The organism is Mycolicibacterium grossiae, from assembly GCF_008329645.1.
Taxonomy (GTDB): Bacteria; Actinomycetota; Actinomycetes; order Mycobacteriales; family Mycobacteriaceae; genus Mycobacterium; species Mycobacterium grossiae.
In genome coordinates this window covers 4,641,347-4,653,230 of the sequence record NZ_CP043474.1, presented here as the reverse complement: position 1 = coordinate 4,653,230, position 11,884 = coordinate 4,641,347, and the positions used below count along the sequence as shown (strand labels likewise).

General features: G+C 72.8%; 11 protein-coding genes and 1 riboswitch. Of the genes, 5 read left to right on the top strand and 6 right to left on the bottom strand.

What is annotated here, in order from left to right:
• Position 1 precedes the first annotated feature (1 nt).
• Complete coding sequence (locus FZ046_RS22355; RefSeq protein WP_070355669.1) at positions 2-925, bottom strand: TIGR01777 family oxidoreductase; 924 nt, start codon at positions 923-925, stop codon at positions 2-4.
• 15 nt (positions 926-940) lie between these two features.
• Entirely contained in the window at positions 941-2,827 is a 1,887-nt protein-coding gene (sucB, locus tag FZ046_RS22350; protein WP_149484320.1) for a 2-oxoglutarate dehydrogenase, E2 component, dihydrolipoamide succinyltransferase, read from the bottom strand.
• Positions 2,828-2,988: 161 nt separating this feature from the next.
• Here sucB and FZ046_RS22345 point away from each other — a divergent pair, with 161 nt between their 5' ends.
• Together FZ046_RS22345 and FZ046_RS22340 are read left to right on the top strand one after the other, a co-directional pair.
• A complete protein-coding gene (locus tag FZ046_RS22345; RefSeq protein ID WP_070356252.1) occupies positions 2,989-3,345 on the top strand; it encodes an oxidoreductase in 357 nt (118 codons plus the stop codon).
• Complete coding sequence (locus tag FZ046_RS22340; protein ID WP_070356253.1) at positions 3,342-5,108, top strand: SDR family oxidoreductase; 1,767 nt, start codon at positions 3,342-3,344, stop codon at positions 5,106-5,108. Before FZ046_RS22345 ends, FZ046_RS22340 begins: the two co-directional genes overlap by 4 nt.
• Before the next feature lie 28 nt (positions 5,109-5,136).
• Here FZ046_RS22340 and FZ046_RS22335 read toward each other — a convergent pair whose 3' ends face one another.
• Positions 5,137-6,654 (bottom strand): leucyl aminopeptidase, encoded by a 1,518-nt coding sequence (locus FZ046_RS22335; protein WP_070356254.1) that lies wholly within the window; start codon positions 6,652-6,654, stop codon positions 5,137-5,139.
• Between the two features lie 38 nt (positions 6,655-6,692).
• Between FZ046_RS22335 and gcvT the strand changes: the two genes are divergently transcribed.
• From gcvT to FZ046_RS22320, 3 genes are all read left to right on the top strand, one after another.
• Complete coding sequence (gcvT, locus tag FZ046_RS22330) at positions 6,693-7,790, top strand: glycine cleavage system aminomethyltransferase GcvT (RefSeq protein ID WP_070356255.1); 1,098 nt, start codon at positions 6,693-6,695, stop codon at positions 7,788-7,790.
• Positions 7,791-7,812: 22 nt separating this feature from the next.
• A complete protein-coding gene (locus FZ046_RS22325; protein WP_070356256.1) occupies positions 7,813-8,919 on the top strand; it encodes a branched-chain amino acid aminotransferase in 1,107 nt (368 codons plus the stop codon).
• Between the two features lie 17 nt (positions 8,920-8,936).
• A riboswitch (guanidine-III (ykkC-III) riboswitch) is annotated at positions 8,937-9,002 on the top strand.
• A gap of 11 nt (positions 9,003-9,013) precedes the next feature.
• The gene (locus FZ046_RS22320; RefSeq protein WP_070356257.1) at positions 9,014-9,331 is read left to right on the top strand and encodes a DMT family transporter; all 318 of its coding nucleotides are present in this window, start codon (positions 9,014-9,016) and stop codon (positions 9,329-9,331) included.
• Positions 9,332-9,335: 4 nt separating this feature from the next.
• Here FZ046_RS22320 and FZ046_RS22315 read toward each other — a convergent pair whose 3' ends face one another.
• The 3 genes from FZ046_RS22315 to FZ046_RS22305 are packed head-to-tail and all read right to left on the bottom strand — an operon-like array spanning position 9,336 to position 11,852.
• Positions 9,336-10,064, bottom strand: a complete 729-nt coding sequence (locus FZ046_RS22315) for an adenosylcobinamide-GDP ribazoletransferase (RefSeq protein ID WP_070356258.1) — start codon at positions 10,062-10,064, stop codon at positions 9,336-9,338.
• Positions 10,061-11,161 carry a nicotinate-nucleotide--dimethylbenzimidazole phosphoribosyltransferase gene (gene cobT / locus FZ046_RS22310; protein WP_070356259.1) on the bottom strand — a complete coding sequence of 367 codons (1,101 nt, stop codon included), beginning with the start codon at positions 11,159-11,161 and terminating at the stop codon, positions 10,061-10,063. Before cobT ends, FZ046_RS22315 begins: the two co-directional genes overlap by 4 nt.
• Positions 11,162-11,177: 16 nt before the next feature.
• Positions 11,178-11,852: a DUF3043 domain-containing protein gene (locus FZ046_RS22305; protein ID WP_070356260.1), complete on the bottom strand. Its 675-nt coding sequence runs from the start codon at positions 11,850-11,852 to the stop codon at positions 11,178-11,180.
• Between the last annotated feature and the right edge of the window lie 32 nt (positions 11,853-11,884).

Below are 11,884 nucleotides of genomic sequence, written 5' to 3'. Positions count from 1 at the left end.
GTCAGCCGCCGCTCTTCGGTGCCGTGGCGAAGGCGAGCGCCTCGCCGATGGTGTTGTGATGGAACGCGAATCCGGCCCGCTCGAGCGCCGCGGGGATCGCCCGCTGACCGCCGAGCAGCCCCTCCTCGGCGAACTCGCCGAGGATCGTGCGCAACGCGATGCCGGGCACGGCCAACGGGGTCGGCCGGTGGACGGCCCGCCCGACGGCCGCGGTGAACTCCGCGTTGGTCACCGGCGCGGGGCCGGTGAGGTTGAGCGGGCCCGCGACGTCGTCGTGGCCCATGGCGAACAGCACGGCGCGCACCACGTCCTCGAGGCTGATCCACGGCATGTACTGCCGCCCATTGCCGAGCCGGGCGCCGAGCCCGAGCGCGAACAGCGGCCGCAGCCGGGCGAGCAGCCCTCCCGACGGGGACAGCACCAGCCCGGTGCGCAGCAGGACCACCCGGGCACCGGCTGCCGCGGCCGCGCCGGTGGCGGCCTCCCAGTCCTCGCAGAGGCGCGCCAGGAAGCCGTCGCCGCGGGGGGCGCTCTCGTCGACGACGCGGTTGCGGGTGTCGCCGTAGAACCCGACCGCGCTGGCGTTCACCAGCACCGGCACCCCGGCGGCCGCCACCGCCTGGGCGAGGACCTCGGTCGGCGCGATCCGGCTGTCACGCAGGCTCTGCTTGAACGCCCCCGACCACCGCTTGTCGGCGACGCCGACACCGCACAGGTTCACCACGGCGTCGACGTCGCTCAGCGTGGCCGGATCGAACTCACCGGTCGCCGGGTTCCAGAACACGTCGTCGGCATGCGTCGGCGCCTTGCGCACGATGCGGCGCACCCGGTGATCGGCCGCGCGCAGCGCCGTCACCAGCGCCGAACCGATCAGACCGGAGGAGCCCGCGATCGCGATCACCGAGTTGCCGCCCGGGAAGGTCACGTCGCTCGCTCCGCCCTACAGGCCCAGGTCGGCCTCGAAGGCTCCTTCTTCGAGACGTCGCTTCACGGTGGTGAGGAACCGGCCGGCGTCCGCGCCGTCGATGAGGCGGTGGTCGTAGGTCAGCGGCAGGTAGGCCACCGACCGCACGCCGATCGACTCGTTGCCGAACTCGTCGACGATCACCCGCGGCCGCTTGACGATCGCGCCCGTGCCCAGCATCGCCGCCTGCGGCGGCACCAGGATCGGCGTGTCGAACAGCGCGCCCTGGCTGCCGATGTTGGTGATCGTGAACGTGCCGCCGCTCAGCTCGTCGGGCTTGAGGTTGCCGGAGCGGGCACGCGCGGCGATGTCGGCGATCGCCCGCGCCAGACCCGCCAGCGAGAGGTCGCCGGCGTTGTGCACGACGGGGGACAGCAGGCCCTGCTCGGTGTCCACCGCGAAGCCGAGGTGCTCGGCGTCGTAGTAGGTGATCTGCTTGCTGTCCTCGTCGTAGCTGGCGTTGACGTTCGGGTGCGCCTTGAGCGCGTCGACGACTGCCACCGCGAAGAACGGCAGGAACGTCAGGTTGACGCCCTCCCGCTCGGCGAAGCTCGCCTTCGCCTTCGCCCGCAGCGCGACGATCTTCGTCAGGTCGACCTCGTGGGTCTGGGTCAGCTGCGCGGTGGTCTGCAGGCTCTCGCGCGTCTTCTTCGCCGTGATCTGACGGATGCGGTTGGCCTTCTGCGTGGTGCCGCGCAGGTGCGACAGCGCCGGGGCCGGTGCCGACGACGCCTTGGCGGCCGGCGCAGCGGCGGGCCGTTCCGGCTCGGCCGCCGGCTCCGGGGCCTTCGCGGCCTCGGCCGCGGCCAGCACGTCCTGCTTGCGGATCCGGCCGCCGACGCCGGTTCCCTTCACCGACGCGAGGTCGACGCCGTGCTCGGTGGCGAGCTTGCGCACCAGCGGCGTGACGTAGGGGCTGGCATCCGAGGAGGAATCCGAGGATCCGGAATCCGAGGACGCCGGTTCCTGCTTCGGCTCGGGTTCGGGCTTCGACTCCTGCTTCGGCTCCGGCTTGGACTCGGGCTCGGGCTTCGTCTCTTGTTCGGGCTCGGGCTCGGGCTTGGTCTCTTGCTTGGGTTCGGGCTCCGGCTCGGGCTCCGGTTCGGGTTCCGGCTCCGGCTCGGGCTCCGGTTCGGGCTCGGCCGTCGCGGCGCCTTCGGCGCCGATCTTCGCCAGCTCGCCGCCCACCTCGACGACGTCGTCCTCCTCGGCGCTGATCGACAGCAGCGTGCCGGCCACCGGGGACGGGATCTCGGTGTCCACCTTGTCGGTGGAGACCTCGACGAGGGGTTCGTCGACCTCGACGCTGTCGCCCACCTTCTTCAGCCACCGGGTGACGGTGCCCTCGGTGACCGACTCGCCCAGCTCGGGCATCTTCACCGACGTGGCGTCGCCGCCGGAGGATCCGCTCGCGGCGGCGGGCTTCGACTCGGCGGGCTTCGACTCGGGCTCGGACTCGGCCGGCTCCTCGGTCTCCTCGGACGCCGTCTCGGGCTGGGCGGCCGGCTCCTCGGCGGGCCTCTCGGCCTCCGCGCCGGACTCACCCGCATCGCCGGAATCGGCGTCGTCCGAGCCGGAGTCGCCGGCGTCATCGGAGCCGGAGGAATCGGAGCCGGCGTCCTCGCCTTCCTCGCCGATCGTCGCGAGGTCGCCGCCGACCTCGACGGTGTCGTCCTCCTGCGCGATGATCTTGGTCAGCACACCGGCGGCCGGCGACGGGATCTCGGTGTCCACCTTGTCGGTCGAGACCTCGAGCAGGGGCTCGTCGACCTCGACGGTGTCACCCTCCTGCTTCAGCCATCGCGTGACGGTGCCCTCTGTGACGCTCTCACCGAGTGCCGGCATCTGGACGGAGATGGCCATGTGTGTTGACTCCTCGAACGGTCGCGCGTGCCTGTCGAATTCTCGCGCCACCCATCCTTCCACGTTCGGGTGCGCCGGTCGTCGCGGACCGGCGGACTGCGTGCTCTGGCACTATCGAGAGAGCCGATGGCACCGGCTGTGACGGAAGGAGTGGAGTCGACGTGGGACTGTTCGACGTGTTCCGCCGCCGCGGCGCGGGCCGCGGCCGCGCGGGTGACGACTCCGCCGCCGACCTCGCGTACCTGCGCCAGTGGGTCGCCACGCACACCGGCGTCGAGGCCTTCGTGGAACCGCAGACCACCGTCACCGAACTGACCGTCGTGCTGGTGGCCGCCGACGGCGAGTGGACCCGCCGCCGCACCGGCGGTCCGGCCGGCGCCCGCCGGCTCAACCAACGCCTCGGCATCCCCGTCTACGACGTGCAGAAGGTCGGCTACCCGCAGCGGATGCGCGACTACGACGCCAAGCGGCGCATCGAACGTCAACGCGCTGCGCGTCGCGAACTCGAGGACCGATGACCGCTCGCCAGCGGACCGTCACCAGCGCCGACGGCGTCCGGCTCGCGGTCCACGAGGAGGGCCGCCCCGACGGCCCGACCGTGCTGCTGGTACACGGCTGGCCGGATTCGCACGTGCTGTGGGACGGCGTCGCGCCGCTGCTCGCCGACCGCTTCCGAGTGGTCCGCTACGACAATCGCGGCGTCGGCGGGTCGGACGCGCCGAAGCCGGTCGCCGCGCACGCGATGGCCCGCTACGCCGACGACGTCGCCGCCGTGCTCGACGCGGTCTCGCCGGACCGGCCCGTGCACGTGCTCGCCCACGACTGGGGGTCGGTCGGTGTCTGGGAGTACCTCGCCCGGCCGGAGGCCGCGCAGCGGATCGCCTCGTTCACCTCGGTCTCGGGGCCGAGCACCGACCACCTACACCGCTTCGTCGTCGGCGCCCTGACCCAGCCCTACCGGCCGCGTCGCTTCGCCCGTGCGATCGTGCAGCTCGTCCGGCTGACCTACATGGCGTTCTTCTCGATCCCGGTGCTCGCGCCGCTGGCCGTCCGGATCGGCCTGCGCGCCGGCGTCCTGGACGGCATCCTGCGACGGCGGGACGGCATCCCCGCCGACCGCGTGCACCACGCGCCGACCCATCGCGCGGACGCCGTCGCCAGTCTGAAGGTGTACCCCGCCAATTACTTTCGCGCGCTCGCGGGCGGCCGACGCGACCACCGCGTCGACGTGCCGGTGCAACTCCTCGTCAACGCCCGCGACCCCTTCGTGCGCCCGTACCTCTACGACGACGCGTCCCGGTGGTGTTCGCGGCTGTGGCGGCGCGACGTGCGGGCCGGGCACTGGTCACCGATGTCGCATCCCCAGGTCCTCGCCGCAGCGGTCGCCGAACTGGCCGACCACCTCGACGGCGCGGCACCCGCACGTGCCCTGCGCCGCGCCGAAATCGGCCGCGCCCGTGACCGTTTCGGCGACACGCTGGTGTCGGTGACCGGGGCGGGCAGCGGCATCGGACGCGAGACCGCGCTGGCCTTCGCCGCCGAGGGTGCCGAGGTCATCGTCAGCGACGTCGACGAGGCCGGCGTCCGCGAGACCGCCGCTCGGGTCGCCGCGCGCGGCGGCACCGCCCACGCCTACGTGCTGGACGTGTCCGACGCCGCGGCCGTCGAGGCCTTCGCCGACGAGGTCTGCGCCGCGCACGGCGTTCCCGACATCGTGGTCAACAACGCCGGGATCGGGCAGGCCGGGTCGTTCCTGGACACCCCGGCCGAGCAGTGGGACCGCGTGCTGGACGTCAACCTGGGCGGCGTCGTCAACGGCTGCCGCGCCTTCGCCCGACGGCTCGTCGACCGCGGCACCGGCGGCCACGTCGTCAACGTCTCCTCGATGGCCGCCTACGCGCCGCTGCAGTCGATGAACGCCTACTGCACCTCCAAGGCGGCGGTCTACATGTTCTCCGACTGCCTGCGTGCCGAATTGTCTGCTGCCGGAATCGGATTGACCACCGTCTGCCCGGGCGTCATCGACACCAACATCGTGCACACCACCCGCTTCGACCCGCCGGCGGGCAAGGGTGGGCAGGTGGCCGGGCGACGCCGGCAACTCGAGGCGCTGTTCGCGGCCCGCCGCTACGGACCCGACAAGGTGGCCCGCGCGATCCTCTCGGCGGTCGCCAAGGACACGCCGATCCGGCCCGTCGCTCCCGAGGCCTACCTGCTGTACGGGACGTCGCGGGTGGCGCCGCAGATCCTGCGCAGCACCGCCCGCGGCAGCGTCCTCTAGCGCTCAGCCGTTGGCTGCGGCAGCCCGATCAGCCGTTGGTTGCGATGTCCTCGATGGCCGCGAACATCGTCCGCACCGGAACGCCGGTGCCACCCTTGCCGGTGTAACCCCACGGACCGCCGGTGTTGTAGGCCGGCCCGGCGACGTCGACGTGCGCCCACTGCACGCCGTCGGCGACGAACTCGCGCAGATAGACCCCGGCCACCAGCATGCCGGCGTAGCGCGAGCCGCTGACGTTGGCGATGTCGGCGACCGTCGACTTGAGATCGTCCTTCAATTCCTCGGGCAGCGGCATCGGCCAGCCGTTCTCGCCGACCTGCTGCGACAGCCGCGCCACCCGGTCGCGGAACGCGTCGCTGCCCATCACGCCGGGCGTGCGACCGCCGAGCGCCACCGTCTGCGCACCGGTCAGCGTGGACGTCTCGATGAGGTAGTCCGGGTCGTCCTCGCAGGCGCGCACGATGCCGTCGGCCAGGATCAGGCGGCCCTCGGCGTCGGTGTTGAGCACCTCCACCGTGATGCCGCCGTACTGGGTCAGCACGTCGCCGGGCCGCTGCGCCGTGGACGACGGCATGTTCTCCGCCATGGGCACCGTCGCGATCACGTCCACGCCCACCTTCTGCTTGGCGGCCAGCACGACCGTCGCGATCACCGCGGCGGCGCCGCCCATGTCGGACGTCATCTGGTGCATGTTCGCGGCCGGCTTGATGGAGATGCCGCCGGTGTCGAACGTGATGCCCTTGCCCACCAGCGCCACCCGCTTGCGCTTGCGGCCGCTGCCCTTGTACGTCAGGCGGACCAGCCGCGGCGGCCGCGACGAACCCTTGCCGACGCCCACGATGCCGCCGTAACCGCCCTTGTCCAGCGCCTTCTCGTCGAGCACCTCGACGTCGAGGCCCACCGACTCGCCGAGCGCCTTGGCCCGGCGGGCGAACTCGGCCGGGAAGAGGTGGCTCGGCGGGGTGTTGACGAGGTCGCGCGCGGTGGCGACCGCGGTCGCGACGTCGGCGCCGCGCACGGCGAGGTCCTTGGCGCCCTTGGCCGTCGACAGTGCGGTGATCTCCTGCAGCGGCGCGTCCTTCGGCGCCGTCTTCGCGCTGCGGAAGTCGGTGAAGCGGTAGGCGCCGAGGATCAGCCCTTCGACGGCCGCGGCCACGTCGAGTTCGGAGAGCGTCGTGATGACGGACTCCGTCCCCGACAGCGCACGGGCCGCCACGCCCGCGGCGCGGCGGATGGCCTCGGGGGTCCAGGCCTCGCGCGCGGAGCCGAGACCGACCGCCAGCACGCTGGCCACCCGCAGCGACGGCGCTACCACGCGCGTCACCTGGTCGGCGCCGCCCTTGGCGCCGAGGGCCCGCAGCGCCGATTCGATCTCGCCGACCGCGGCCGCGTCGAGCAGGTCGGTCGCGACCACCCGCGCGTCGCCCGGGCCGTCGCCGTCGGCGGCGACCACGGGAACGATCAGCACCGACGACGCCTTCGGCCGCTTGGGCAGGCTCGAGGCCACGGTGACGGCAGGGGACTGGTATCCGGGTGCGGTGCTCATCGCATCAACCCTAATCACGTGGGCACTAGGGTGGGCACGTGACCGACGACGTGCTGCATGGCCCCCTGGAGGACCGTCACCGCGAGCTGGGCGCCAGCTTCGCCGAATTCGGAGGATGGCTGATGCCGGTGTCCTACGCGGGCACCGTCACCGAGCACAACGCCACGCGCACCGCCGTCGGCCTCTTCGACGTCAGCCACCTCGGCAAGGCGCTGGTGAAGGGCCCGGGCGCCGCGGCCTTCGTCAACGCCGCACTCACCAACGACCTCACCCGCATCGGCCCCGGCAAGGCGCAGTACACGCTGTGCTGCACCGAGTCCGGCGGCGTCGTCGACGACCTGATCGCCTACTACGTCTCCGACGACGAGGTGTTCCTGGTACCCAACGCGGCCAACACCGCCGCCGTCGTCGCCGCCCTCTCGGCCAGCGCCCCCGCCGGCATCACCGTCACCGACGAACACCGGTCCTACGCGGTGCTCGCCGTGCAGGGTCCGAAGTCGGCGGAGGTCCTCGGCGGGCTCGGCCTGCCGACCGACATGGACTACATGGGGTGGGCCGACGCCGAGGTCGACGGCGTGCCGGTGCGGGTCTGCCGCACCGGCTACACCGGCGAGCAGGGCTACGAGCTGCTGCCGGAGTGGGAACGCGCCGGCGTCGTGTTCGACGCGCTCGTCGGAAGGGTCCGTGACGCCGGCGGCGAGCTGGCCGGCCTCGGTGCGCGCGACACCCTGCGCACCGAGATGGGCTACCCGCTGCACGGCCACGAGCTGTCACCGACGATCTCGCCGGTGCAGGCGCGCTGCGGCTGGGCGGTCGGCTGGCGCAAGGACGTGTTCTGGGGCCGCGACGCCCTGGTGGCCGAGAAGGAGGCGGGTCCGAAGCGGCTGCTGCGCGGCCTCAAGGCCACCGGCCGCGGCGTGCTGCGCGCCGACATGACGGTGCTCGCCGACGGCACGCCGGTGGGCGTGACGACGTCCGGAACGTTCTCTCCGACACTCAAGGTCGGCATCGCGCTCGCTCTGATCGACACCGCGGCCGACGTCGCCGACGGGCAGCTCGTCAGCGTCGACGTCCGGGGCCGCGCGCTGGAGTGCGAGGTGGTCAAGCCCCCGTTCGTGGACGCGAAAACTCGCTAGTCGCGAGTTGTACGATTTCTCCATGACCAACGGCCACCTCGAGTTCTCGCTTGCCCCGAACGCCACCCCGGCAAGCGACGAGGTACGAGCCGACATCCTCCGCGAGCCCGGGTTCGGCCGGTACCACACCGACCACATGATCTCGATCGACTACACCGAGGGCCGCGGCTGGCACGACGCCCGCGTGCTGCCCTACGGGCCGATCGAACTCGATCCGTCGGCTATCGTGCTGCACTACGCGCAGGAGGTCTTCGAGGGTCTGAAGGCCTACCGCTGGGCCGACGGGTCGATCGTGTCGTTCCGTCCCGAGGCCAACGCCGCGCGGCTACGCAGCTCGGCGCACCGGCTCGCCATCCCCGAGCTGCCCGACGAGGTCTTCATCGAGTCGTTGCGTCAGCTCATCGCCGTCGACGGCGGCTGGGTGCCCGCGGCCGGCGGCGAGGAGTCGCTCTACCTGCGGCCCTTCATCTTCGCCACCGAACCCGGCCTCGGCGTCCGTCCGGCCACGCAGTACCGCTACATGGTGATCGGGTCGCCCGCGGGCGCCTACTTCAAGGGCGGCATCAAGCCGGTGTCGGTGTGGCTGTCGACCGAGTACGTGCGGGCCAGCCCGGGCGGCACCGGGGCGGCCAAGTTCGGCGGCAACTACGCGGCGTCGCTGCTGGCGCAGGCCGAGGCCGCCGACCACGGCTGCGACCAGGTGGTGTGGCTCGACGCGCTGGAACGCCGCTACGTCGAGGAGATGGGCGGCATGAACCTGTTCTTCGTCTTCGGCAGTGGCGGGTCCGCGCGGCTCGTCACGCCGGAGCTGAGCGGATCCCTGCTGCCGGGCATCACGCGAGACTCGTTGTTGCAGTTGGCCACCGACGCCGGCTTCGCGGTCGAGGAGCGCAAGATCGACGTGGCCGAGTGGCAGAAGAAGGCCGCCGCCGGCGAGATCACCGAGGTGTTCGCGTGCGGCACCGCCGCGGTCATCACGCCCGTCTCGCACGTGAAGTCCGGCGACGGCGACTTCACGATCGCCGACGGGCAGCCCGGTGAGGTGACGATGGCGCTGCGCGACACGCTGACCGGCATCCAGCGCGGGACCTTCGCGGACACCCACGGGTGGATGACCCGGCTCGGGTAGCTGCGCGGGTAGGTTGGGGAGGTCGCCGTCCGGCGACACCGGACGAGCAGCACCGTACCCGGCCAGCGACAAGACGGCGCCCTGGAGGTGCCCCGTGTCCTGGCTCGTACTCGTCGTCTCCGGCGTCCTGGAATCCGTGTGGGCGGTGGCGCTCGGCAAGTCGGAGGGCTTCTCCAAGCCCGTTCCTACGGTCGTGTTCGCGGTGGCCGTGCTCCTCTCGATGGCGGGCCTGGCGTACGCCATGCGCGACCTCCCCGTCGCCACCAGCTACGTGGTGTGGGTGGGGATCGGAGCGGTGCTGACCGCCACCTACTCGTTCGCCACCGGGGACGAGGCCGTGTCGGCGACGAAGATCGTGCTGCTGGCGCTGATCACCGCCTCGGTGATCGGGCTCAAGGTGTTGCACGACTGAGCCGTCAGCGCACCGCGAGCCCCAGCGCGGCGACGGTGGTCGTCACCTCGACCGCCGCGCCTAGCACGTCGCCGGTGATGCCGCCGAAGCGCCGCACGCAGTGCGCCACCAGCAGCGCGGCCACCGCCACCGCGACGACGACGGCGAGCGGACCCTGCCACGGCCGGGGCGTGGCCACGGCGGCGGCCGCGGCGACTACGACCACCCAGGCCAGTGCCACCCACGACGGCTGCGTGCCGGCGACCGCGGCCCCCAGCGAGCTGCCCGCCGCGGCAGGCACCGATCGCCGGCAGGCCAGGACCGCGGCCACCCGTCCCGCCGTCACCGCCACCACCACGGCGGCCGGTGAGGCGGCGGCGGCGAAGGCGAGGCTCTGCAGCGCGATGACGACGACGACCACCGCGACGCCGAAGGGTCCCGCGGTGCCGTCGCGCATCACGGCCAGCGCACGCTCCGGCGGCCCGTAGCAGCCCAGCCCGTCGGCGGTGTCGGACAGCCCGTCGAGGTGCAGGCCGCGGGTGACGAGCAGCAGTGCCGCGACCGCGAGTATCCCGGTCAACGGGCTGCCGTCACCGAAACCCCGTGCCGCGAGCCACATCACGGCCGTGGCGAGCAGGCCGAGCAGCACGCCGACGACCGGCAGCGCGGTCATGGCGCCGCGACCGAACGGGTGTCGGGTGCGCACCGGCAGCACCGTCGCGAAGGACAGCGCCGAGACCAGCGGTCCGATCACGGGATGACGGGAGCGTCCGATGCGGGACCGTCCGACACGGGACCGTCCGACACGGGGCCGTCCGATACGGCGGCCTCGGTGAACGTCGCCATCGACCCCAACGTCGCCACCGCCGCGCGCACCACCGGCAGCGCGACGGCCGCGCCGGTGCCCTCGCCCAGGCGCATGCCGAGGTCCACGATCGGCTCGAGGCCCAGCCGGGTCAGTGCCAGCGCGTGCGCGGGTTCGGTGCTCCGGTGCCCGGCCTGCCACCACTGCCGCGCGCCCGGCACCAGTCGGTCCGCGGTCAGCGCGGCCGCGGTGACCACCACGCCGTCGAGCAGCACCGGGGTACGGCGCACCGCCGCCTGACCGAGGAACCCGGCCATCGCGGCCAGGTCCGCCCCGCCGCAGATGCGCAGCAGCGCAACGGGATCGGCGACCGCGGCGCGGGCCCGGAACAGCGCGTCGCGGATGGCGGCGGTCTTGCGTCCCCACCCCGCGTCGTCCACGCCGGTGCCGCGGCCGACGACGGCGACCGGTTCGGTGTCGGTCAGCGCCGCGACCAACGTGGTGGCCGGGGTGGTGTTGCCGATGCCCATGTCACCGGCGATCAGCAGATCGGCGCCCGCGTCGACCTCCTCGTCGGCGATGGCCCGGCCGGCCTCGATGGCGGCGACGACTTCGTCGTGGGTGAGCGCGTCCTCGACCGTGATGTCACCGCTGCCGCGGCGCACCTTGTGCGTGCCGACGGCCGCGTCGGTCGGTCCGTCGACGGCCACGTCGACCACGCGGACCCCGGCGCCCGCGAGTTCGGCGAGCACGTTGATCGCGGCACCGCCGGCGAGGAAGTTCCCGACCATCTGCGCGGTTACCTCGGCGGGGAACGCCGACACCCCGGCCGCGGTCACCCCGTGGTCGCCGGCGAAGACGACCACCCGGGCACGGGCGAACTGCCGCGGCGGGCACTGCCCCTGGCATGCGGCCACCCAGACCGAGAGGTCCTCGAGGCGGCCGAGCGCACCCGGCGGCTTGGTCAGGGTGTCCTGGCGGTCGCGCGCGGCGGCCGCCGCGGCGGCGTCGGGTGGCGCGACGACGGGGAAGTCGACGGCGCTCATCGCACCTGCACCGGGGTCAGGCGACCTTGTCGCCGCGGTTCACCTGCGGCCGCGGGGCGCGCATGCGGCGCAGCTGCGACGCGCGGCTGGCAGCGTAGAAGCCGAGCTTCCAACTACTTTCGACGTTGTCGGGGAACTTGGCGTCGACGGCCTTGTTGACCTTGCGGCCGATGACGAAGCCGTCGATCACCATGACGACCACGAGCAGGAGCATGGCTGGCGAGATCAGCTGCTGGACCGCGACGGAGGGAATGCTCATCATCACGAACACCAGACCCAGTGCGGCGGGCATGAACAGCCCGAGGACGTTGCGGCGGGCGTCCACCACGTCGCGGGCCAGCCGGCGCACCGGGCCCTTGTCGCGCGGCAGCAGGTAGGACTCCTGGCCGGACATCATCTTCTCGCGACGTTCGGTCATCGCGGCGCGGCGGGCGACCTTGTCGGCGCGGCGCTCCTCCTTGGTGAGCTTGCGACCGCCGACCTCCTTGCGGCGCTTGCGAGCCTCCGCGGACGTCATCGGGGCCGGCGCAACCGGGCCGCGGCGTCGGGCGCCCTCGTTGCGCTTCGGCGTCGGCCGGCCCTTGGGGGCGGTGACGCGCGGGTCGACGGGTGCCTCCTGGACGGCGGGTGCGTCGACCGAGACGGCGTCCTCGGGTCGAGGGTCGTCGTTCTTGCGGCCGAGCAGTTTCACACCCGCCAGGTTACTTCACGTCCTGCACCTGA